Origin of the sequence: Klebsiella sp. RHBSTW-00215 (assembly GCF_014103785.1) — a bacterium.
Lineage (GTDB): Bacteria > Pseudomonadota > Gammaproteobacteria > Enterobacterales > Enterobacteriaceae > Klebsiella.
This window is the reverse complement of sequence record NZ_JABXQS010000001.1, coordinates 3,386,497-3,410,146: the sequence shown is the minus strand read 5'-3', so window position 1 is coordinate 3,410,146 and position 23,650 is coordinate 3,386,497. Positions and strand designations below refer to the sequence as shown.

Below are 23,650 nucleotides of genomic sequence, written 5' to 3'. Positions count from 1 at the left end.
GATAATATTGTTTTTATTCTTCTATTTCAGCGCTGACCTGTATATTGCGCCCGGCAAACGCCGCACGCAAGCGGCGCGCAAAAACTAATGCATGTTCCCCATCGCCATGTAAACAGACGGTTTCTGCCATCACATGCGCCCACTCTCCGGTAACGCTGCGTACCCGATTGTGTTGCACCATTTCCAGGGTCTGCGCCAGCGCCTGCTCTTCGCTATCGATAAGCGCTCCCGGCTGCGTGCGCGGTACCAGGTTGCCATCAGCCTGATAGCCGCGATCGGCAAAAACTTCCTGCCGCGTGGTCAGGCGATAGTGCTGCCCGGCGCGGATCAGTTCACTGCCCGCCAGCCCCACCAGCACCAGCGCCGAATCGAGATCGCGGACAGCTCTGGCGATAGCGTCCGCCAGCTGCGGGTCTTTTGCTGCCTGGTTGTAGAGCATACCGTGAGGTTTGACGTGCTGGAGCGTGCCACCTTCCGCACGAACCATCGCCGCCAGCGCACCAACCTGATACAGCGTCTGCGCATAAACCGTCTCCGGCGGTAACTGCATGGCCGTGCGGCCAAAATTCTCCCGGTCAGGAAAGCTGGGATGCGCGCCCACGGCAACGCCGTACTTTAGCGCTTCCCGGACGCACTGATGCATCATCACGGCATCCCCTGCGTGGAAGCCGCAGGCGATATTGGCGGACGAAACCAGTTGTAATAACGCGCTGTCGTTACCACAGCCTTCGCCGAGGTCGGCATTCAAGTCAATTTTCATCGTTCAGTTTCCACGCCAGTTGCTCCAGATAACGCTGCTGATCGGCGCGGGCTTTCAGCGCCTCTTCCAGCGTACAGGGGACAAAGTGAATCGGTTGGCCGAGCGGTATTTGCGCTAGCTGATACATATCGGCTTCGATAATGCTGGCAATGCGCGGATAGCCGCCGGTAGTCTGCGCATCGTTCATCAGCACGATAGGCTGGCCGTTATGCGGAACCTGCACCACGCCGGGCAGCAGGCCGTGGGAAAACATCTCCCGATTGGTGGTACGCACCAAAGGCTGCCCTTGCAGGCGATAGCCCATCCGGTTGCTCTGCGGGCTAAGCTGCCACGGCGAGCGCCAGAAAGCTTGCTGCGACGCGCTATCAAACTCATGGTACTCCGGACCCGGCAAGGCACGGATCCAGTTACCCACGGGCAACTGTTTTACGCCACGCGGTGTGCTGAACTGCTTCGTCGATTTCCCCAGTTTTAGCTGGTCACCGTCCTGCAACCGTCGCCCCTCAAGGCCGCCAATTCCCACTTTCAGATCGGTACTGCGCGAGCCGAGGACTTTCGGTACCGCAATCCCTCCCGCCACCGCCAGATAGCTGCGAATGCCGATCCGCGGCGTTTTGAGTACCAATCGTTGACCCGCTTTTGCTGCCACGCGCCAGCCCAGCCAGACCGGTTGACCATCCAGCGTCGCTTCACAGGCGGCACCGGTCAATGCAAACCAGGCATCGCGGGCAAACTGAATGTCCACCTGGCCCAGGGTGATTTCCAGCGCTGCGGCGTTGGCCCCATTACCGACCAGCAGATTGGCGATAACCAGCGCCGGTTTATCCATCGCGCCGCAGCGGCTGATACCCAGCTGGCGTAACCCTTCACGCCCGCCGTCCTGTACCGAGGTATACATCCCGGCACGGATAATCTTCAACATACGCCCTCCTTTTGCGGCACGAAACGCACCCGGTCACCGGAACGCAGCAGTACCGGTTCCTTGCGCTTCGGATCAAACAGCGCCAGCGGCGTATGGCCCAGAAGCTGCCAGCCGCCCGGCGTGGCCAGCGGGTAGATCCCGGTTTGCGCCCCGCCGATACCGACAGAACCAGCGGGTACCAGCAGACGCGGCTCAGCCCGGCGCGGCATCGCCAGCTGCTCCGGCAGGCCGCCAAAGTACGGGAAGCCCGGCTGGAAGCCGAGGAACCACACCACGTACTCCACCGACGAGTGCAGTTCAACCACCTGCTTTTCGCTCAGGCCGCTGTGGCGAGCCACCTCTCCCAGATCCGGCCCCCCTTCGCCGCCGTAAACCACCGGAACCGAAATCTCCCGCGATTGCGGCTCAAGCGTGTCGCACTCCTCCCACCAGAGCTGCAAACGCTCAATCGCATCCCACGCCGTTCGCTGGGGGTTACGCAATATCACGGTAATGTTGTTCATGCCCGGAACGGCTTCCACCACCTCGGTATGACCAATCAGCCGCTGGGCTAAACGCCAGATCCGTTTCTGGCTCTCCAACGTCACCGGAGGTTCAAGCTCCAGTACGACTGCCGTTTCACCTAACAAATAACAACGCGCTCGCTGCACTTTTGCCTCCGTTCATCAAGCCGGGTTCGGAATATCAATAAACGTGACATCCAGTTCGGTGTTTTCCGTCAACCATTCGCTTAACGCGCGAATACCGCCGCGCTCGGTGGCATGATGGCCGGCGGCATAGAAATGCAGCCCCTGTTCGCGCGCCGAGTGGATGGTTTGCTCCGAAACTTCACCGGTAATAAACGCATCAACGCCAAAACGGGCCGCGCTATCGATAAAGCTCTGGCCGCCGCCGGTGCACCACGCCACGCGGGTCACTTTGTCCGGCCCGGTATCACCGCTCCACAGCGGTTTACGCCCCAGCCGCGCTTCAATCCACGAGGCCAGCTCCAGCCCGGATACCGCCATCGACAGTTCACCCCATGGCACCAGCGGCTCGATTTCGCCCATCACATTAATGCCAAGTAATGAAGCCAACTGAGCGTTATTACCCAGCTCCGGGTGAGCATCAAGCGGAAGGTGCCAGCCATAGAGGTTGATATCGTTAGCCAACAGCGTTTTAAGACGGTTGCGCTTCATGCCGCGAATAATGGGCGATTCGCCTTTCCAGAAATAACCATGATGAACAATCACCGCATCGGCCTCCAGGCGCACGGCTTCATCAAGCAGCGCCTGGCTGGCGGTCACGCCGGTCACGATTTTTTGCACCGTCTCGCGCCCTTCCACCTGTAACCCATTGGGTGCGTAATCGCTGATGGCCGCGCTATTCAGTTTTTCATTAATCAGTTGTTCCAGTTCGCTATTTTTCATTATCGCTCCATCAGGTCTTCGTGTAATGCAAAGGAATAACATAGCGTTATCCGCCCGCTCCGTCGATAGTTCTGCCGCTTCGGCGTCTGTTTTGACTTTTAGCAAAATCCCGCGATTTGTCTACTCCCCTCTTCGCGCATTCGTGTATATTTATGCACTATTACAGCATATTAAATAACCAGAAAGCCTATAAGGCCATGAATATCACTAGCTAATGGCTATTCATGCAGAAAGATCGACTTTCCTTTTTATGGCAGGACAGAACGTTAAATGAACACATCATCTTCACAGCCGCGGGCGATTTATTACGTCGTCGCGCTGCAAATCTGGGAATATTTCAGTTTTTACGGTATGCGCGCACTGCTGATTTTGTATCTCACCAATCAGCTTAAGTATGACGATAACCATGCGTACGAACTGTTCAGCGCCTACTGTTCTCTGGTTTACGTTACCCCTATTCTCGGCGGCTTTCTGGCCGATAAGCTGCTCGGCAACCGCATGGCGGTGATTATTGGCGCCCTGTTGATGGCTGTCGGTCATCTGGTGCTCGGGGCCAGCGAAGTCGCGCCCACCTTCCTCTATCTGTCGCTGGCGATTATCGTCTGCGGCTACGGGCTGTTTAAATCCAACGTCAGCTGTCTGCTCGGCGAACTGTACGAACCCACCGATCCGCGTCGCGATGGCGGCTTCTCGCTGATGTATGCCGCGGGTAACGTGGGGTCGATCATTGCGCCAATCGCCTGTGGCTACGTACAGGAAGAGTACAGTTGGGCAATGGGCTTCGCCCTGGCGGCAGTCGGGATGATCGCCGGGCTGGTCATTTTCCTTTGCGGTAATCATCACTTCCGTCACACCCGGGGCGTGAATCGCGAAGCGCTGCGGGCGCGGAATTTCGTGTTGCCAAACTGGGCCTGGCTGCTGGTACTGCTGGTCACGGCGCCGTTGTTGATTACCGTGCTGTTCTGGCAGGAGTGGTCGGTGTATGCGCTAATTGTGGCGACGATTATTGGCCTGACGGTTCTGGCGCGTATCTACCTGCGCGCAGAGACTGCCAAACAGCGTAAAGAGCTGCGCCTGATTATGGTGCTGACCTGCTTCAGCCTGCTGTTTTGGGCATTTGCGCAGCAGGGCGGCAGCTCAATTAGCCTGTATATCGACCGCTTTGTGAACCGCCATGTTATGAGTTACGAGATACCGACGGCGATGTTCCAGTCGGTCAACGCCTTTGCGGTCATGCTCTGCGGGGTCGTGCTGGCGTGGCTGGTGAAAGAAAATATCAACGGCAACCGTACCGTGCGTATCTGGGGCAAGTTCGCGCTGGGCCTCGGTCTGATGAGCGCCGGTTTTTGTATCCTGACGCTGAGCGCGCGCTGGTCGGCGGCTTACGGGCAATCCTCAATGCCGCTGATGGTGCTGGGGTTGGCGGTAATGGGTTTCGCCGAGCTGTTTATCGACCCGGTGGCGATGTCGCAAATTACCCGTATTGAGATCCCCGGCGTGACCGGCGTACTGACCGGCATCTATATGCTGCTCTCCGGGGCCATCGCCAACTATCTGGCGGGGGTAATTGCCGATCAAACCTCGCAGGGTTCGTTCGACGCCGCCGGGGCCGTCAACTACTCCATTAACGCCTACATCGAGGTGTTCAGCCAGATCACCTGGGGCTCGCTGGCCTGCGTCGGCCTGGTGCTGGTTATCTGGCTGTACCACTCCGTGAAGGTCAGGGCTCGTCGTCTGGCGCTGGAGTCTTAATTTCTCTGGCGGCCTCCCAGGCCGCCAGCGTCTCCAGTCGCGCCTGTTTGTGATCGACAATCGGGCGCGGGTAATCCAGCGTCACGCTATTTTTCTCCGCCCACAGCCACGGTTGATGCACCGCTTTCTCCGGTACATCGGCCAGCTCCGGCAACCAGTGACGAATAAACTGCCCGGATTTATCAAACCGCTCTCCCTGGGTCGTCGGGTTAAAAATGCGGAAATAGGGCGCAGCATCGGTACCGGTTGACGCCGCCCACTGCCAGCCGCCATTGTTCGCCGCCAGGTCGCCATCAATCAGCTGTTCGATAAAGTAGCGCTCCCCCAATCGCCAGTCGATTCGCAGGTCTTTCACCAGGAAGCTGGCGACAATCATCCGCAAGCGGTTATGCATCCACCCAGTAGAATTAAGCTGACGCATGGCGGCATCAACAATCGGGAAACCGGTTTGCCCGCGCTGCCAGGCCTGCAGCGCGGATTTATCATCCAACCACGCCACGTTATCGGTCCAGGCGATAAAAGGTCGTCCTTTACACAAATTCGGGTAGTAAACCATCAGATGGCGATAAAACTCGCGCCAGATAAGTTCGTTGAGCCACACCGCCCCCGCTTCACCCTCCAGCGCTCGCGGCTGCTCCACCAGCAGGCGATGCAGGCACTGACGCGGTGAGAGCACGCCGACTGCCAGGCACGGCGACAGGCGGCTGGTCCCCTCGATGGCCGGAAGGTCGCGCTGCTCATCATAATCGGCGGCCTTCTGCTGGCAAAAACGGCGTAGCTGATTGATAGCGGCTTTTTCATCCGCAGCAAACAGGTCGCTATCAAACGGCGTCTGCGAATAGTCTATTTTCACGTCAGTCGTTGAATCTATTGCCCCACCGACGCGGGCTTTCGGCGCAGCAACGCACTCCGGCAGCGCCTCCTTTAAGCGGCGAATAAAGGCATTTTTAAACGGTGTAAACACCTTATACATTTCGCGATTGCCGGTCAGCACGCTGCCGGGCGGTAACAGCACACTGTCATCAAAGCCCTGACATATCACGCCTTGTAAGTTTTTCTCGACTAACGCATCGCGCTGGCGTTCATTAATTTCATACTGGTAATTGTAGAAAAGATGGCTGACCTGCTGCTGCTTACAGACTTCAGATAGCAGCGTCACGCTGGCGGCGAAGTCCTCCGCATGTTCAATGAGCAGCGGGATCCCCCGCTCGGCCAGCGCCATTTGTAAGCTATCAAGATGACTGACAATAAATGCCGCCTGACGCGACGCCATGCCGTGCTGACGCCATTGTCCCGGCGTGGCGATAAACAACGCCACCACGCGAGCATGAGGATCGCGACAGGCAGCAGCAAGCGCCAGGTTATCGTGAACGCGCAAATCCGCGCGAAACCAGACCAGATGGGTGGCCATAAAACTCCTGCAATCAGTGATTTTTTATTCGTCCAGCGCTTGCGGCCAGCCGGTAAAGTAGCGCTGCCCGGAGAGATAAGCGTCCGGGAACTCGGTCAGATAGTGTTTGAGCTGATTCACCGGCGCCAGCAGCGGCTCTTTTCCCAAACGATAGTCGTCGATAAGTGCAGTCAACGCCTGCTTCTGTTGGGCAGTGAGATGTTCGCGGAAATAACCCTGAACGTGCATCAGGACATTGGTGTGATTTTGCCGGGTAGACGGATGGGCCAGCAGCTTCTCCAGACGCTCACGATAGGCGTCAAAGAAGGCGTCCAGCGAAGGCCAGTCGGCCATGGCTGCCACAAAAGGCCCAATCTGGCGGTATTCAGGTTGTGAATGCGCCAGCAGTATCAGCTTGTAGCGGCTATGAAAATCCACCAATTTGCCCCGGGTCAGCCCATCGCGGCGCAGATTATCCAGTTCACGTAAGGTGTAAATACGGGTTTTGCTATCGTCTTCCAGCCAGGTGTCGCTCATCACTTCTCCTTGTATCATCAGAAGTAATAAGTGTAAGCCACAACAGGCAAAAAAAAACCGCCGGGGGAAACCGGCGGCTTACAGCGTTCAGACGATATGTGGATATCAGTAAAAATCTGCGGAGGCTTTTTCCGCCTGCGCCATCCATACCGGCTGGTCGCTGGTTTTTGACCACACGCGGTGCAGCCAGCTGTAAAAACGGGCACGGTCTTTCCAGAACAGCATCACCGGAAGCGCCGCCACGCCAGCCACAACGGCGAAAGTGCGACGCGCGAAGATTACGTGAGCAGGATAAGTTTTGTACAACGCCATAATTTCTCTCCCCTTTGTCAGGCCGGCAATCAACGCCGGTAAAGTATCAATGTGTCTCTGGTTAAAATAGTACCGCTTTGGCTGTAATTTTACTACTCATCCGACCACTAAAAAGCACTTATTTAGCTTTTATTTACATTCATCCGGTAACTTAGTTACATAAAAGTTAAAATAATACTAACCATTAGTTAAATTAAGGGATTGGTGATTTTTATATTTTTTTTACACCCTTGCAGCTAATTTTTGCGAAATCTTTGCGCCCGACTTTCTATCCTCCTCGTAAATCAAAAAGACACCCGGAGGTGGATTGTGACTGCAGGCGTAATCGCTGGCGTAGCGCTGGTGTTCCTGTTGCTGGTTTATCTGGTTTATGCCCTGATACACGCGGAGGCATTCTGATGGCCGCTCAAGGATTTTTACTCATCGCGAGCTTTATTCTGCTGCTGATGCTCCTGGCTCGTCCGCTGGGAACAGCGCTGGCGACCATGATCAACGATGTCCCGTTACCGGGACTTGCCGGTATCGAACGCGGATTATGGCGGGCTGCGGGCATTCGTTCGCAGGAGATGAACTGGTATCAATACTTACTCGCCATCCTGCTGTTTAACGCGCTGGGTCTGGTGGCGCTGTTTGCGTTGCTGATGTTCCAGGGCTCCCTGCCGCTTAATCCGCAGCATCTGCCCGGCTTGTCCTGGGATCTGGCGCTGAATACGGCGGTGAGCTTTGTCAGCAACACCAACTGGCAGGCCTACGGCGGGGAAGCCACCATGAGCTACCTCAGCCAAATGGCGGGGCTGGCAGTACAAAACTTCCTCTCCGCCGCCACCGGCATCGCGGTGGTCTTTGCCCTTACCCGCGCTTACGCCCGGCAAAAAGTCAGCACACTTGGCAATGCCTGGGTCGATCTGACTCGCATCACCCTCTGGCTGCTGCTGCCCATTTCACTGCTGATTGCGCTGTTCTTTATTCAGCAGGGCGTGCCGCAGAGCTTTGCGCCGTATCAGGGTTTTACGTCGCTGGAAGGGGTACGCCAGATGCTGCCGATGGGGCCGGTCGCCTCGCAGGAAGCGATTAAAATGCTTGGTACCAACGGCGGCGGCTTCTTTAACGCCAACTCGGCGCACCCGTTTGAAAACCCGACCGCGCTGACCAACATGGTGCAGATGCTGGCGATCTTTTTGATCCCGGCGGCTCTGTGTTTTGCCTTCGGTGAGGTAGTGGGCGACCGCCGTCAGGGACGGGCAATTCTGTGGGCAATGACGCTTATCTTCATCGTCTGCGTGGCGGTCGTCATGTGGGCCGAAACTCGCGGCAACCCGCACCTGTTAAGCCTTGGTGCCGACAGCAGTCTAAATATGGAAGGCAAAGAGAGCCGCTTCGGTATTCTCGCCAGTAGCCTGTTCGCCGTGGTCACTACCGCCGCCTCCTGCGGGGCGGTCAACGCGATGCATGACTCCTTTACCGCACTGGGCGGGATGGTGCCAATGTGGTTAATGCAGATTGGCGAAGTGGTGTTCGGCGGCGTTGGCTCGGGACTATACGGCATGCTGCTGTTCGTCATGCTGGCGGTATTTATCGCCGGGCTGATGATTGGCCGCACGCCGGAGTACCTCGGTAAGAAAATCGATGTCCGCGAAATGAAGATGATTGCGCTGGCCATTCTGGTTACGCCAACGCTGGTGCTGCTCGGCACAGCGCTGGCGATGATGACCGAGGCCGGGCGCGCGGGGATGTTTAACCCTGGTCCGCACGGCTTCAGCGAAGTGCTATACGCCGTCACCTCAGCGGCGAATAACAACGGCAGCGCCTTCGGTGGCTTAAGCGCAGCAACGCCGTTCTGGAATCTGCTGCTGGCATTCTGCATGCTGGTCGGTCGCTTCGCGGTCATTATCCCAGTGATGGCGATTGCCGGTTCGCTGGTGAACAAGAAAATTCAGCCCACCGGTACCGGTACGCTCGCCACGCATGACGTGCTGTTTATCGGCCTGCTGATCGGCACCGTACTGCTGGTTGGCGCACTGACCTTTATTCCCGCGCTGGCACTCGGCCCGCTGGCGGAACACTTTTCCTTACTTTAAGCGATTGCGGAGCAACCTGTTATGAGTCGCAAACCATTAGCCTTGCTGGAGCCGACGCTGGTGCGCCAGGCGCTGCTGGACGCAGTGAAAAAACTTAGCCCGTCAGTACAGTGGCGTAACCCGGTGATGTTTATCGTCTGGATTGGCAGCTTGTTAACCACCCTGCTCGCCATCGCCATGGCCAGCGGACAGATCGCGGGTAGCGCCGGGTTTACCGCCACCGTCAGTATCTGGCTGTGGTTCACCGTACTGTTTGCCAACTTCGCCGAAGCGATGGCTGAAGGCCGCAGTAAAGCGCAGGCCAACAGCCTTAAAGGGGTACAAAAGACCTCGTTTGCCCGCAAGCTACGCGCCCCACAGCACGATGCGCAAATTGATCACGTTCCCGCCGAAGAGCTGCGCAAAGGCGACGTGGTGCTGGTCGAGGCGGGGGATATTATTCCCTGCGATGGCGAAGTTCTCGAAGGCGGCGCGTCGGTAGATGAAAGCGCCATAACCGGCGAATCAGCGCCGGTTATCCGTGAATCTGGCGGCGACTTCGCCTCGGTGACCGGCGGGACGCGTATTCTTTCCGACTGGCTGGTGATCCGCTGTAGCGTTAACCCCGGCGAAACCTTCCTTGACCGGATGATCGCCATGGTTGAAGGGGCTCAGCGTCGCAAAACGCCAAACGAAATCGCGCTGACGATCCTGCTTATCGCCCTGACTCTGGTATTCCTGCTGGCCACCGCCACCATCTGGCCGTTCTCAGCATGGAGCGGTAACGCGGTCAGCGTGACGGTACTGGTGGCGCTACTGGTGTGCCTGATCCCCACCACTATCGGCGGCCTGCTGTCAGCCATCGGCGTCGCCGGGATGAGCCGGATGCTCGGCGCTAACGTGATCGCCACCAGCGGGCGCGCGGTAGAAGCGGCGGGTGATGTTGACGTGCTGCTGTTGGACAAAACCGGTACCATCACCCTTGGCAACCGCCAGGCCTCAGCGTTCCTGCCCGCCCAGGGCGTGGAGGAAAAAACCCTTGCCGATGCCGCCCAGCTCTCTTCGCTGGCAGATGAAACCCCGGAAGGCCGCAGTATCGTGGTACTGGCGAAGCAGCGCTTTAATCTGCGCGAGCGCGATCTGCAATCACTGCACGCCACCTTCGTGCCGTTTACCGCCCAGACCCGGATGAGCGGTATCAACATCGACCAACGCATGATCCGCAAAGGTTCGGTGGATGCCATTCGTCGCCACGTGGAAGCCAACGGCGGTCACTTCCCGGCCGATGTCGAAAAACAGGTTGAAGAGGTCGCACGCCTCGGCGCAACGCCGCTGGTGGTTGCCGAAGGCGAGCGGGTGCTGGGGATTATTTCACTCAAAGATATCGTCAAAGGCGGCATTAAAGAGCGTTTTGCTCAACTGCGTAAAATGGGGATTAAAACGGTGATGATCACTGGCGATAACCGCCTGACCGCCGCCGCCATTGCCGCAGAGGCCGGAGTGGACGACTTCCTTGCCGAAGCCACGCCGGAAGCCAAGCTGGCGCTGATCCGCCAGTATCAATCCGAAGGACGACTGGTGGCGATGACCGGTGACGGTACCAACGATGCCCCGGCGCTGGCGCAGGCCGACGTGGCGGTGGCGATGAACTCCGGCACCCAAGCGGCAAAAGAGGCTGGCAACATGGTTGACCTCGACTCCAACCCGACCAAATTGATTGAAGTGGTGCATATCGGCAAACAGATGCTGATGACCCGTGGCTCTTTAACCACCTTCAGTATCGCCAACGACGTGGCGAAATATTTCGCCATTATTCCGGCCGCGTTTGCCGCCGTCTATCCACCGCTGGCGATGCTTAACGTGATGCATCTGCACTCGCCCTCCTCGGCGATTTTAAGCGCGGTGATTTTTAACGCGCTGATTATCGTCTTTCTGATCCCGCTGGCGCTGAAAGGCGTGAGCTATAAGCCGCTGTCGGCCTCGGCGATGCTGCGCCGTAATCTGTGGGTCTACGGTCTCGGCGGGCTGCTGGTGCCGTTTATTGGTATCAAAGCCATCGACCTGTTACTGACCCTGACCGGGCTGCTGTAAGGAGATAATCATGTCAATAATTCGTCCGGCCCTTGTACTTTTTATTCTGTTGACGCTCATCACCGGCGGCGTCTATCCGCTATTAACCACCGCGCTGGGACAGTGGTGGTTTCCGCAGCAGGCCAACGGCTCGCTAGTGCGCATTGAAGGCGAAGTGCGTGGTTCCCGCTTGATCGGGCAGAACTTTACCGCTGCGGGCTATTTCCAGGGCCGCCCTTCCGCCACGGCGGAGGTAGCGGATAACCCGTTGGCTTCCGGCGGCAGCAACCTTGCCGCCAGCAATCCGGCGCTGGATAAAGCCATCAGCGAACGGGTGCAGGCCCTGCGCGACGCCAACCCGGATGCGAATCCGACGGTACCGGTTGAACTGGTGACCGCTTCAGCGAGCGGGCTGGATTACAGCCTGACCCCGGCCGCCGCGCTGTGGCAGGTACCTCGCGTCGCCAAAGCACGACAGCTCAGCGTTGAACAGGTGAGCCAGTTGGTTAATGACGCAACGCAAAAACCGTTGCTCAGTTTTCTCGGTCAACCTGTGGTAAATATACTGCAGCTGAATATGTCGCTGGATGCCCTGAAGGATAAGTGAAATGAGTGACGAGCCGCTGCGTCCGGACCCTGACCGCCTGTTACAACACACCGCCTCTGCGCATCGCGGAAAACTGAAGGTATTTTTTGGCGCCTGCGCGGGGGTGGGTAAAACCTGGGCGATGCTGGCGGAAGCGCAGCGGCTGCGCGCCCAGGGGCTGGATATTCTGGTTGGCGTGGCGGAAACCCATGGGCGTAAAGAGACGGCGGCGATGCTTGAGGGGCTGAGCACCCTCCCCCTGCGCCGCCTTTCCCATCGCGGGCGCTACGTTAAAGAGTTTGACCTTGACGGCGCGCTGGCCCGCCGTCCGGCGCTGATCCTGGTGGATGAGCTGGCGCACAGCAACGCGCCCGGCTCACGCCATCCCAAACGCTGGCAGGACGTCGAAGAGCTGCTCGAAGCCGGCATCGACGTTTTTACTACCGTCAACGTCCAGCATCTGGAAAGCCTTAACGATGTGGTCAGCGGCATCACCGGCGTACAGGTACGCGAAACCGTCCCCGACCCATTCTTCGACGCCGCCGACGATGTGGTGCTGGTCGACCTTCCCCCGGACGATCTGCGCCAGCGGCTCAATGAAGGTAAAGTCTATATCGGCGGTCAGGCCGAGCGAGCGATTGAGAACTTCTTTCGCAAGGGCAACCTGATTGCCCTGCGCGAGCTGGCGTTGCGCCGCACCGCCGATCGGGTTGATGAGCAGATGCGCGCCTGGCGCGACCGTCAGGGACAGGAAAAGGTCTGGCACACCCGCGACGCCATTTTGCTGTGCATTGGCCATAATACCGGCAGCGAAAAGCTGGTTCGCGCTGCCGCCCGACTGGCGGCTCGCCTGGGCAGCGTCTGGCATGCAGTTTACGTTGAAACCCCCTCTCTGCACCGGCTGCCGGAAGCAAAGCGACGGGCGATTCTCGCCGCGCTCAGGCTGGCGCAGGAGCTGGGGGCAGAAACCGCCACGCTCTCCGATCCTTCCGAAGAGAAGGCCGTTCTGCACTACGCTCGCGAGCATAACCTCGGCAAAATAGTGATTGGCCGCCAGCAAAAAAGACGCTGGTGGGATCGCAGCGGTTTCGCCGATCGTCTGGCCCGGCACGCGCCGGATCTCGATCTGGTCGTCATCGCGTTGGATGAAAAAACCGCCCCTCTGCCCGCTCGCGCCAGCGATGGCCGCACGGCGATGGAAAAATGGCGTTTGCAGGTTCAGGGCTGCGTGGTCGCCATCGCGCTGTGCGCGGTCATTACCGTCGTCGCGATGCAGTGGCTAATGGCCTTCGAAGCCGCCAACCTGGTGATGCTGTATCTGCTCGGGGTGGTGATTATCGCCCTCGTGTATGGCCGTTGGCCGTCGGTACTGGCGACGGTGATTAACGTGGTCAGCTTTGACCTGTTCTTTGTTGCGCCGCGCGGTACGCTGGCGGTTTCCGATGTGCAGTATCTGCTGACCTTTGGCGTGATGCTGACCGTCGGGCTGCTGATTGGTAATCTGACCGCTGGCGTACGTTACCAGGCTCGAGTGGCGCGCTATCGAGAACGGCGCACCCGTCATCTTTACGAAATGTCAAAAGCGCTGGCGGTGGGCCGCAGCCATGAGGATATCGCCACCACCAGCGAGCGATTTATTGCCTCGACGTTTCAGGCGCGCAGCCAGCTGCTGCTGCCCGATGATGCCGGAAGACTCTCGCCGCTAACCCAGCAAACCGCAGCCATCACCTGGGATGACGCCATTGCCCGCTGGAGCTTCGATAAAGGCCAGCCCGCCGGAGCCGGTACCGACACCCTGCCCGGCGTGCCCTATCAGATTCTGCCGCTAAAAAGCGCCGCCCGTACCTGGGGATTGCTGGTGGTAGAACCGGATAATTTGCGCCAGCTCATGATCCCCGAACAACAGCGTCTGCTGGAAACCTTCACCCTGCTGGTTGCCAGCGCGCTGGAGCGGCTGACGTTAACCGCCAGCGAAGAGCAGGCCCGGATGAACAGCGAACGCGAAAGCCTGCGCAACTCGCTGCTGGCAGCGCTGTCACATGATTTGCGCACCCCGCTGACGGTGCTGTTTGGTCAGGCGGAGATCCTGACGCTCGATCTCGCCAGCGAGGGTTCGAAACATGCCCCGCAGGCCAATGAGATTCGCCAGCATGTGCTGAACACCACCCGGCTGGTCAATAATCTGCTCGATATGGCGCGGATTCAGTCTGGTGGCTTTAATTTGCATAAAGAGTGGTTAACCCTGGAAGAGGTGGTCGGCAGCGCTTTGCGTATGCTGGAGCCGGGTCTCGGCGGTCGGCATATTCAGCTTGCGCTGCCGGACCCGCTGCTGCTGGTGCACGTCGACGGGCCGCTATTTGAACGGGTGCTAATTAATCTGCTGGAAAATGCGGTGAAATACGCCGGGCCGCAAGCACAAATCGGCATTGCGGCGCATACCGACCCGCATAATTTGTTTCTGGAGGTGTGGGATAACGGGCCCGGTATCCCTGCGGGGCAGGAACAGGCTATCTTTGATAAGTTCGCTCGCGGCAATAAGGAGTCAGCAATTCCCGGCGTGGGGCTGGGGCTGGCGATTTGTGAGGCCATTGTCGAAGTCCACGGCGGGACGATCAGCGGCGCGACGCGTCAGGAAGGCGGTGCCTGTTTCCGTGTTACACTGCCGCGAGAAGCGCCCCCTGAACTGAAAGAGTTAGCCGAGGAAATGTGATTAACGTTTTGATCATCGAAGACGAAAACGCTATCCGCCGCTTTCTGCGCACCGCGCTGGAAGCCGACGGCATGCGGGTATTTGAAGCGGAAACGCTGCAACGCGGGCTGATTGAGGCCGCCACCCGCAAGCCGGATTTAGTCATTCTCGATCTTGGTCTGCCCGATGGTGACGGCAACGCGTTTATTCGCGAGGTTCGCCAGTGGAGCCAAATGCCGATTATCGTGCTGTCGGCGCGCACCGAGGAACTGGATAAAATCGCCGCTCTCGACGCCGGTGCCGATGACTATCTGAGTAAACCTTTTGGTATTGGCGAGCTACAGGCGCGTTTACGCGTGGCGCTGCGCCGCCATGCTGGCGCTCAGGCCGACGAGCCGCTGGTGCGCTTTGCCAATATCGAAGTTGATATTCCCGCCCGCCGCATCGTACGTGGCGACGAAGAGATCCATCTGACGCCAATTGAGTTTCGCCTGCTGGCGGTGCTGTTGAATAATCCCGGTAAGGTGCTGACCCAGCGTCAGTTGCTCAATCAGGTTTGGGGACCGAATGCGGTGGAGCACAGCCACTATCTGCGGATTTATATGGGACACCTGCGGCAAAAGCTGGAGGTTGACCCGGCGCGACCGCAGCATTTGCTGACCGAAACGGGGATCGGCTACCGGTTTATGCCGTAGCCGTTGCCCCAGGTTGCGATCGCGTGTCGATTGTTTCCCGGCGGCGCTGCGCTTGGCCGGGCTACGGGTTCACCGCCGTCTGGCGATCAGGTTGCCCGGACAGGCGCATCACGCCGCCTCCGGGGGTTCAACCCGGCGGCGCTGCACTTGGCCGGGCTACGGATTCAGCGCCGTCTGCCGATCAGGTAGCCCGGACAGGCGCATCGCGTCGCCTCCGGGAGATTCCCACGATTATTGCCCGTAATAGGCTCCTGCCCCATGCTTACGTAAATAGTGCTTATCCAGCAGCGTCGTAGATACCGGCTGCTCCTCGCTCACCAACTGCCGGGTCCACATATTCATGTAGGCAATCTCTTCCAGCACCACCGCATTATGCACTGCATTCGCCGGATCTTTTCCCCACGCAAAAGGGCCGTGACCATGCACCAGTGCGGCAGGCACGCTGAGCGGTTCGATATCCTGCGTCCTGAACGTTTCAATAATCACGTGGCCGGTATTGGTTTCATAATCGCCGCGAATTTCATCATCGCTCAAGGGACGGGTGCAGGGGATCGGACCATAAAAGTAGTCGGCATGCGTCGTCCCCATCGCCAGCAGCGGCCTGCCCGACTGCGCCCAAATCGTCGCGTGGCGCGAATGGGTATGCACGATCCCACCCACACCGCTAAACGCTTTATACAGTTCAAGATGCGTCGGGGTATCGGATGAGGGTTTATAGCGCCCTTCCACCACTCGCCCGGTCGCCAGTTCAACCACCACCATATCGTCAGCCGACATCACATCGTATTCCACGCCGGAAGGCTTAATCACCACCAGCCCCGCATCGCGATCGATACCGCTGACGTTGCCCCAGGTAAAGGTGACAAGATTAAATTTCGGCAGCGCCAGATTGGCGTCAAGAACCGTCTGCTTGAGTTTATCCAGCATACTTCACTCCTGAATTCACATTAACTTCATGCTGCGGGGCAAGAAAACCCTGCTGGTATTTATCCGTTAACCACGCTTTGGCCTCGGCAATTCTCTCGCTATCCAGCCCGTCATTTTTGGCCCACATCTCAATCAACCATGCGCCGCGATAGTTCAGCGCGGCAAGCGAACGGAAGATCTCGCTGAAATCCACGCAGCCGGTGCCGAACGGCACATCGCGGAACTGCCCCAGCGAGGCGTGTGAAACGGGCTGGGTGTCCTTCAAATGGATGGCGCTGATTTTATGAATGCCCTTACTCAACTCTTCAGGAACATCGTTTTGCCACGCGCTTAGGTTGCCAACGTCCGGATAGACGCAGAACCACGGGCTACATATCTTGCGCTCCAGATCCAGCCAGCGGGAGATATTGCTCATAAAGGCGGTGTCCATGATCTCCATCGACAACATGATTTGCGCCTTCGCCGCTTCAGCAACCGCCCAGTTAATCCCTTCAATAAAATATTCGCGAGTTTGCGCGGAGGAGGATTCGTAGTAAACGTCATAGCCTGCCAGCTGGATATTGCGGATCCCGACGTGGCTGGCAAAGTCCAGCGCATCAAGCATCAGTTCGCGCGCCTTTAACCGGGTGTCACGGTTGACGCTGCCAAAAGGATGGCTGCGATGCGCGGAGAGGCACATGCTCGGCACATCGATGCCGCTGTTGATTTTGTCGGCAACGAACGCCAGCCTCTGGCCCCGATTCCAGCGCAGTCGGGCCTGGCGTTCCGGACTCTCATCGACAGAGATTTCGAGGAAATCAAACTCCAGATTTGCTGCCAGTTCGAAGCGTTTTGGCCAGTCCAGCGCGACAGGGAGTGCCTTTTCATAAATACCAAGTCTGGGTTTCATCGCGCAGCTCCCGTCGCATTGGCCAGGCTCTGTGCGACCTGCAAGTAGCGGTCATAGCCTTCACGCAGCTGCTGATGTCGTTTGGCATCCGGCTGGTAACAAACGACTTCCGGCTGCGTCGCCTGGATAGCTTCGCTGAAGTTGGCATAGGCACCGGTTCCAGCAGCCGCGCATAATGCAGCCGCGCGACATCCGGCCTGTTCAATATCCACCACTTCCAGAGGGAGGTTGGAGGCATCGGCGTACATCTGCGTCCAGCCTTTCGACTGGCTCGGCCCGCCGGTGAAGCGGATTTTTTGAATATCCTGATTGAGTTCAATAATGCGGTCCTGGTGCACCAGGTGGGAAAAGACGATCCCGCGATAGATGGCCGCAATAATGTCTTTTTTGGTGTGATGACCCGCCAGGCCGACCAGCGCACCGGGGAGATCCATCGCCAGATTGGAACCAAACAGATACGGTAAAAAGACCAGATTGCTGTCGGTATCTTCTGCAATCCAGCTTTCGAAATGCTCATAGCAGCGGTCATCGTCAGGAAAGAACTGTTTCACAAACCAGGAGAGATTACTCGCCGAGGTAGGGCTGCCTTCATGAACAAAATATTTCCCCGGAATACAATATTTCCCCCAGATATAGGGAAAGTCGCTGGCAATAATATTATCCGTCACCGAGGTGGCAATACTCCACGTTCCTGCCACCGCACTGAGGGTATCGGCCCGATCAATCCCCGAAGAAACGGCGGAGGCAACCACATCGAAAAAGCCGCCGAAGACTGGCGTGCCAGGACACAACCCGCAGTCCAGTGATGCCTGCAGGGTAATGTGACCCACGCAATCCGTTGAGTTCACCACCGGCGCGGTTTTATCCACCACTTCCTCAATACCAAATAGCGCCATCATGTCGCTGTCGTAGCGGGAGGTGAACTGGTTATAAAAATTACTGCCGGAGATATTGGTGATTTCTGCCGTCGCTTCGCCGGTCAGGCGGAAACGGATGTAGTCGTGGACCATCAAAACGGCATCGATTCTGTCGTAATTGGCCGGTTCATACTCTTTAAGCCACGCCAGCAGCGACACCGGATGTCCGGTCCACAGCTGCTGTAATCCTTTTGGATAGGCCAGTTTGTCGATACCTTCGCGGTACCATTTTTTGACAAACTCAAGCGCCCGGGTATCAGATGAAATAATTCCATTGCGTACCGGCTCGCCTTTTTTATCAATCGCGTAAAGCCCCTTACCGTGCGAGGAAAAACCGATCCCGCCAATACTTAACGGTGGCACCTGGCTTTCATACATCACTTTTTTAATGACGTTACATACGGTATCCCAAAGCTCATGCATATTTCGCTCGGTAAAACCCGGTTGATCGGATAACACCTGCGCATATTGCGACGCGACGTGGATCTCTTGCCCTAGTTCATTATAGATACCGGCTTTGGTTACCGTCCCGCCGATATCGACTCCGATAAAATTCATATCCCTTCACCCCACAATGAAAATGATTTAAAGCCTATCCCAGTAGGCGTTATTGGCGCAGACAGTTTGAACACGGACAGCGCGCAAGAACCGGAGCGTACACGTAGTACGTGAGGATTCTGAGCACTGCCCAGGTTCAAAGTGGCAAGCAAAATAGCCCTAATGAGATAGGCTCTTAACGTCTGGCAGAACTAATAAAAGTAGCACCCCAAATAATGAGCCCTTTCACTACGTACTGGACATAAGGCGAGATCCCCAGAAGATTTAAGCCATTATTCAGTACCCCGAGCATCATCGCGCCAATTAACGTACCAATAATCATTCCTCGCCCACCGGCAATAGACGCGCCGCCGAGCACAACTGCGGCAATAGCATCCAGTTCAAAACCAACGCCGGCATTAGGCTGACCGCTCATGACGCGCGAGGTAAAAATAAGCCCGGCGAAACTGGCGGTAAAACCACTAATAACGTAGACCAGCAACTTATAATATTTTACCCGCAGGCCGCTCAGGCGTGCCGCCTCTTCGTTCCCCCCCAGGGAGTAGACATAGCGACCGAACGGCATATGGTTCAGGACGATATAAAAGATGATATATAAAACCACCATCAGAATAATCGGCACCTGAATACCGAACAGATATTCACGGCCCCAAAAGGCAAATGAATCAGGTAATCCAGAGATGGGATAGCCACCGGTATAAATCAGCGCCAGGCCCTTGGCAATAATCATCGCCCCGAGAGTGACGATAATGGGCGGCATCTTGCCATAAGCGGTTAAAAAGCCGTTAATCGCGCCAAAAGCCACACCGGAACACAAGCCGATAAGGATGGCTAACCATGGGTCTAAGCCATAATACTTCATTAACCCCGCCATCAGCGTACCGGCCAGCGCCATCACCGCGCCGACGGAGAGGTCGATACCGCCGGTCAGAATCGCAAACGTCATTCCGATGGCGATAATGGCATTAATTGAAACCTGGCGGGCGACGGTCGAGAGGTTATCTACTGTTAAAAAGTAATCATTAAAAATAGCCATACAGGAAAACAGTAATACCAGACCGACAAACGGCAGGAACGCGGGCATCTTTAATAATCCATGGAGGATTTTTTTATTTTTATCAGGAGATGCAACTGGCGCTAATGATGCATTTTCATTACTCATTTAAGACTCCCTAAATAATATTACCGGCGGCATGCAGCATAATGACCGTGGAATTGATATTTTCATTTTCAAGTTCGGCAACGATATCGCCATCGCGGAAAACCATGACGCGGTCGCTAACGCCAATCACTTCCGGTAACTCCGATGAAATCATAATTATCGAAATACCTTGCTCGGTAAGATTGCGCATAATTTGATAGATTTCAGATTTAGCCCCTACATCAATACCGCGAGTTGGCTCATCAAAAATCAAAATATTGACATCATGATTTAACCAGCGGGAAATAACGACTTTCTGCTGATTACCACCGCTTAATGTTCCGACGGCGGTAAAGGCATCCGGCGTTTTTACCCCAACGTGACGAATTAAATGCTCAGCCGTTTTACGCTCTTCGCCATCGCGAATAAGCGAATAGTGGCAAGTATGCTTGTTGAGCCAGATATTATCTTTAACTGAAAAACCTAGCACCAGCCCCTGAGTTTTACGGCTTTCAGGCAATAGGCCAATGCCCAAGCGCAGAGCCTGATCGGTGGACTTTATCGAGACCTCTTTCCCTGCCAGACGGACATGTTTTTTAAAGCATTTGTCCGCGCCGGTCAGCGCCAGAATCGCTTCTGAACGCCCTGACCCCACCAGCCCGGCGAGGCCTAAGATTTCGCCTTTGCGCAGCGTTAATCGGTTCACTTTGCTGCTTTCGGTAAGCTGAATTTCCGCGTCCAGCAGAAGATCATGATTCTCCAGCATCCGTCTCTCCGGATAAATATTCTCCACCTCGCGGCCAACCATCATCTGGATCATCTCCGCGAGATCGATATCATCAACCTTCGCTGAACCGATGTATTTCCCATCACGCAAGATGCTCAGGCTGTCGCAAATCTCGTAGATTTCCTCAAGATGGTGAGAGATGAAGAACATGCCCACGCCTTTCGCTTTTAAATCGCGCATCACGCGAAAAAGGTGTTCGGCTTCGCTTGGGGTTAAGGTGGCAGTCGGTTCATCGAGGATCAGAATACGGGCATCCAGCGAGAGCGCTTTGGCAATTTCCACGAACTGCTGCTCAGCCACGCTGAGATGGCAAATTTGCTCATCGGGATCCAGCGTCACGCCGAGCTCTTTAAAGATCCTGAGTGCCTCGCGGCGCATGGTTTTACGGTCTAATAAACCAAATGGATTCACTTTCTCGCGATTGAGAAAAATATTCTCATAGGCATTAAGATAGGGAATAAGAGAAAATTCCTGAAAAATAATCCCAACACCGCACTGAATGGCATCGCGATAATTATGAAAATGCTGCTGCTTGCCATCAATAAAAATGTTGCCAGTATCCGGTTGATATATCCCACAGAGGATTTTCATCAACGTGGATTTACCTGCGCCATTTTCACCGAGTAAAGCATGCACCTCCCCTCGCCCAAGGGTAATATTGACATTATCGAGCGCCTTGACTCCGGGGAAGCTTTTACTGACATTTTTGACTTCCAGTAAGCTGGGCATGAACATCGCTCCATGACGGCACGATAATATATCGCGCCATACTTTAATAAGAATCCACGACGGCCCACGAACTCAATCGCGAGCCGTTATGGAGTAATAACGCTCTTACCAATGGAAATCTTTGGCGTTTGTTTTATCAATAAGCTTCACATCAACAGGAATCTCTTTCGGAATATTCGCGCCCCAGTGTTTAGCCAGAGCAATACCTAAACCAATACGTAACTGGTCGCGCGGGAACTGCGCGGCGGTCGCAATAAATGGTGTAGTGCCTTTGGCAATTTCAGCTACCGCTTCCGGCGAACCGTCAACGCTAACTAATTTCACATCACGACCGGAAGACTGAATAGCCGCCAGCGCACCAAGAGAGCCAACGTCATTAACGCTGAAAATACCGTTGAGCGTTGGATTGGATTGCAACATATTTTCCGTCACGCTCATGGAGGTATCGCGTTCTTGCTTGCCGTTCAGTTTGGTAATGACTTTAATATTAGGATGCTTCTTCATCGCATCTTCAAAACCACGAACGCGTTCCAGAATAGGCACCACGGGAATACCATCGAGAATCGCTACATTGCCTTTATCACCCAGTGCTTTGGCTAAATGCTCACCGGCAATAAAGCCCGCGTCATAGTTTTTGGAACCGACAAATGAGTCAATAGGCCCGTTTGCCTGAGCATCAATCGCTACCACCACCACACCTGCTTTTTTCGCCGCCAGAACCGCCGTTTCCGCGCCTACGCTGTCAGCCGGGTTGATCAGCAGAATATCAATTTTCTTCTGCAGCATATCCTCAACGTCGCTAATCTGCTTGGAGACATCATGCGCAGCATCCGCAGTATATACAGTGGCATTAATATCTTTTGCCGACTGTTCAAGCGACTCTTTCATGGTGACAAAATATTCGTTATTCAATTCCTGGAACGACATACCGATAGTTAGCGGCTTAGCATTAACGCAGGCGACCATACTCATCGCCAGAAGTCCTGAGAGTAATGCTTTCGTATTCAATTTTACAGGCATTCAATATCTCCTTTTTGAGTTATGCGCTAAAGGATAAAGATTATCCTTTAGCGTTTTCATGGTACGAATGTTGCCTGATAGCCTGAGCAATAAATTAATGACCGGTAGACTTCACCAGGCCACCGATATTTACCCCAGTTATCACCATGATACAAATCCAGTATTTATTTAGCCGCCATTCATTTCAAAGCGGATGATAATTAAAATAAATGGTGCTATACCCTAAATAATTTGAGTTGCAGGAAGGCGGCAAGAGAGTGAATCCCGATGAGCTTACTATGGTAAGTGATTCGGGTGAACGAGCGCAGCCAACACACATGCAACTTGAAGTATGACGGGTATATTTAAGAATTACGTTTTATGGCTTAATAACGACCTTGATAGAATCGAGCGATTTTGCCATTTCAAACGCCGCTTTCCACTCATCGATAGAATAGAAATGAGTGACAACGCCTTTTGCAGTCAGCAGGCCGCGCTCAAAGAGATCGATGGCGATTTCATAGCTGTACGGGCCAAGATGCGCACCGCGAATATCCAGCTCTTTGCGGTCGCCAATGATCGACCAGTCGGCGGTGGTTTCTTTACCAAACACACTGAACTCGACAAAACGACCTAGCTTACGAATCATCTCCAGTCCCTGAGTAACGCCAATCGGCGCGCCGGTAGCTTCAATGTAGACGTCACAACCGTAGCCTTCAGTCATGGCTTTAACAATGGCAATGGCGTCTTCTTTGGCCGCATTGATAACCACATCCGCCCCAAACTCTTTCGCCAGCGCCAGACGGTCTTCCATGGTGTCGATCACAACCAGCTTTTTCGGCGTCTTAAGATGCGCGACCTGTACCATGCACAGACCCAGCGGGCCAGCACCAGCGATAACAACAACATCATCCAGATCGATATCCCCACGGCGTACCGTATGGATAGCACAGGCCATCGGTTCGATAAGCGCTGCATCTTCTTCGCTTAATGACTCGGGAATTTTGTGAATAATCGCTCTTTCGGAGAAGCGCATATATTCAGCCATACCACCATCGGCAACATCCTTTTGAAAACCATAAATATCATGGGTTTCACACATCCAGTATTTCCCGGTTTTACAGAAACGACATTCATGACAAGGTACAATCTGCTCCGCCAGAATACGATCGCCAATTTTTAATTTATATTTTTCTGCCGAGCCGGGGCCTAATTCAGCAACCCGGCCATAGAATTCATGTCCTGGCACCACTGGCGTTTTCACCCACGGGTTTTCACCCCAAAACATCGGTGCGCCGTCCTGGGCTTTGCAATCACCAGCACATATTCCACAGCCATCAACTTTAATAACCACTTCTTTTTCTTGTGCTACCGGGCGCGTAATCTTTTCAAAGCGATAATCCTGGGGACCATGGCACACAACAGCTTTCATATCTTCAGGTAATTGTTCCATCGTAAACCTCATTTTCGGATAAGTAATGAAGATGGATAGTATTGCTGACGCAATTATCCTCCACCTGGCAC

20 protein-coding genes and 1 pseudogene are annotated in these 23,650 nt (G+C 55.5%); 7 read left to right on the top strand and 14 right to left on the bottom strand.

What is annotated here, in order from left to right:
- Positions 1 to 13: 13 nt before the first annotated feature.
- Genes pxpA through HV127_RS16105 form a run of 4 tightly spaced genes read right to left on the bottom strand, consistent with a single transcriptional unit; the run spans position 14 to position 3,091 of the window.
- A complete protein-coding gene (pxpA, locus tag HV127_RS16120; protein WP_112214483.1) occupies positions 14 to 760 on the bottom strand; it encodes a 5-oxoprolinase subunit PxpA in 747 nt (248 codons plus the stop codon).
- On the bottom strand, positions 750 to 1,682 hold the full coding sequence (gene pxpC, locus HV127_RS16115; protein ID WP_182237240.1) for a 5-oxoprolinase subunit PxpC: 933 nt from the start codon (positions 1,680 to 1,682) through the stop codon (positions 750 to 752). Before pxpC ends, pxpA begins: the two co-directional genes overlap by 11 nt.
- Positions 1,676 to 2,332: a 5-oxoprolinase subunit PxpB gene (gene pxpB / locus HV127_RS16110; RefSeq protein WP_110277318.1), complete on the bottom strand. Its 657-nt coding sequence runs from the start codon at positions 2,330 to 2,332 to the stop codon at positions 1,676 to 1,678. The genes pxpC and pxpB overlap by 7 nt, the downstream gene beginning before the upstream one ends.
- A 15-nt stretch (positions 2,333 to 2,347) precedes the next feature.
- Positions 2,348 to 3,091 (bottom strand): type 2 GTP cyclohydrolase I, encoded by a 744-nt coding sequence (locus tag HV127_RS16105; protein WP_110277319.1) that lies wholly within the window; start codon positions 3,089 to 3,091, stop codon positions 2,348 to 2,350.
- Positions 3,092 to 3,361: 270 nt separating this feature from the next.
- Here HV127_RS16105 and dtpD point away from each other — a divergent pair, with 270 nt between their 5' ends.
- Positions 3,362 to 4,843, top strand: coding sequence for a dipeptide permease DtpD (gene dtpD / locus HV127_RS16100; RefSeq protein ID WP_182237238.1), 1,482 nt, complete (start codon positions 3,362 to 3,364; stop codon positions 4,841 to 4,843).
- Here the strand turns inward: dtpD and phrB are convergent.
- The 3 genes and pseudogenes from phrB to HV127_RS16085 all read right to left on the bottom strand — a co-directional run bounded on the left by phrB (position 4,812) and on the right by HV127_RS16085 (position 7,082).
- On the bottom strand, positions 4,812 to 6,254 hold the full coding sequence (gene phrB, locus HV127_RS16095; RefSeq protein WP_182237236.1) for a deoxyribodipyrimidine photo-lyase: 1,443 nt from the start codon (positions 6,252 to 6,254) through the stop codon (positions 4,812 to 4,814). The genes dtpD and phrB overlap by 32 nt on opposite strands.
- 24 nt (positions 6,255 to 6,278) lie before the next feature.
- A pseudogene (locus HV127_RS16090) lies at positions 6,279 to 6,770 on the bottom strand (DUF1722 domain-containing protein); the annotation flags it as partial.
- A 105-nt stretch (positions 6,771 to 6,875) separates the two neighbouring features.
- Positions 6,876 to 7,082 (bottom strand): YbfA family protein, encoded by a 207-nt coding sequence (locus HV127_RS16085; protein ID WP_110277323.1) that lies wholly within the window; start codon positions 7,080 to 7,082, stop codon positions 6,876 to 6,878.
- 309 nt (positions 7,083 to 7,391) lie between these two features.
- Here HV127_RS16085 and kdpF point away from each other — a divergent pair, with 309 nt between their 5' ends.
- From kdpF to kdpE, 6 genes are read left to right on the top strand one after another with little or no spacing between them, the layout of a single operon-like run.
- The gene (gene kdpF, locus HV127_RS16080; RefSeq protein WP_049250631.1) at positions 7,392 to 7,481 is read left to right on the top strand and encodes a K(+)-transporting ATPase subunit F; all 90 of its coding nucleotides are present in this window, start codon (positions 7,392 to 7,394) and stop codon (positions 7,479 to 7,481) included.
- Complete coding sequence (gene kdpA / locus HV127_RS16075; protein WP_182237232.1) at positions 7,481 to 9,160, top strand: potassium-transporting ATPase subunit KdpA; 1,680 nt, start codon at positions 7,481 to 7,483, stop codon at positions 9,158 to 9,160. The genes kdpF and kdpA overlap by 1 nt, the downstream gene beginning before the upstream one ends.
- Positions 9,161 to 9,181: 21 nt before the next feature.
- Positions 9,182 to 11,230, top strand: a complete 2,049-nt coding sequence (gene kdpB / locus HV127_RS16070) for a potassium-transporting ATPase subunit KdpB (RefSeq protein ID WP_182237230.1) — start codon at positions 9,182 to 9,184, stop codon at positions 11,228 to 11,230.
- A 10-nt stretch (positions 11,231 to 11,240) separates the two neighbouring features.
- Positions 11,241 to 11,816, top strand: a complete 576-nt coding sequence (gene kdpC, locus HV127_RS16065) for a potassium-transporting ATPase subunit KdpC (protein ID WP_182237228.1) — start codon at positions 11,241 to 11,243, stop codon at positions 11,814 to 11,816.
- 1 nt (position 11,817) lies between these two features.
- The gene (gene kdpD / locus HV127_RS16060) at positions 11,818 to 14,505 is read left to right on the top strand and encodes a two-component system sensor histidine kinase KdpD (RefSeq protein WP_182237226.1); all 2,688 of its coding nucleotides are present in this window, start codon (positions 11,818 to 11,820) and stop codon (positions 14,503 to 14,505) included.
- Complete coding sequence (gene kdpE, locus HV127_RS16055; protein WP_182237224.1) at positions 14,502 to 15,179, top strand: two-component system response regulator KdpE; 678 nt, start codon at positions 14,502 to 14,504, stop codon at positions 15,177 to 15,179. The genes kdpD and kdpE overlap by 4 nt, the downstream gene beginning before the upstream one ends.
- A gap of 231 nt (positions 15,180 to 15,410) precedes the next feature.
- Here the strand turns inward: kdpE and araD are convergent, their stop codons facing one another.
- The 7 genes from araD to HV127_RS16020 form a co-directional block, all read right to left on the bottom strand.
- Positions 15,411 to 16,106: an L-ribulose-5-phosphate 4-epimerase gene (gene araD / locus HV127_RS16050; protein ID WP_182237222.1), complete on the bottom strand. Its 696-nt coding sequence runs from the start codon at positions 16,104 to 16,106 to the stop codon at positions 15,411 to 15,413.
- Complete coding sequence (locus tag HV127_RS16045; RefSeq protein WP_182237220.1) at positions 16,096 to 16,995, bottom strand: L-ribulose-5-phosphate 3-epimerase; 900 nt, start codon at positions 16,993 to 16,995, stop codon at positions 16,096 to 16,098. The genes araD and HV127_RS16045 overlap by 11 nt, the downstream gene beginning before the upstream one ends.
- Positions 16,992 to 18,470 (bottom strand): FGGY-family carbohydrate kinase, encoded by a 1,479-nt coding sequence (locus HV127_RS16040; protein ID WP_182237218.1) that lies wholly within the window; start codon positions 18,468 to 18,470, stop codon positions 16,992 to 16,994. The genes HV127_RS16045 and HV127_RS16040 overlap by 4 nt, the downstream gene beginning before the upstream one ends.
- A gap of 175 nt (positions 18,471 to 18,645) precedes the next feature.
- A complete protein-coding gene (locus HV127_RS16035) occupies positions 18,646 to 19,632 on the bottom strand; it encodes an ABC transporter permease (RefSeq protein ID WP_110273374.1) in 987 nt (328 codons plus the stop codon).
- A 10-nt stretch (positions 19,633 to 19,642) separates the two neighbouring features.
- Positions 19,643 to 21,127 (bottom strand): sugar ABC transporter ATP-binding protein, encoded by a 1,485-nt coding sequence (locus tag HV127_RS16030; protein WP_182237216.1) that lies wholly within the window; start codon positions 21,125 to 21,127, stop codon positions 19,643 to 19,645.
- 105 nt (positions 21,128 to 21,232) lie between these two features.
- On the bottom strand, positions 21,233 to 22,099 hold the full coding sequence (locus HV127_RS16025; RefSeq protein ID WP_228727529.1) for an ABC transporter substrate-binding protein: 867 nt from the start codon (positions 22,097 to 22,099) through the stop codon (positions 21,233 to 21,235).
- Positions 22,100 to 22,505: 406 nt separating this feature from the next.
- A complete protein-coding gene (locus HV127_RS16020; protein WP_182237212.1) occupies positions 22,506 to 23,579 on the bottom strand; it encodes an alcohol dehydrogenase catalytic domain-containing protein in 1,074 nt (357 codons plus the stop codon).
- Positions 23,580 to 23,650 lie beyond the last annotated feature (71 nt).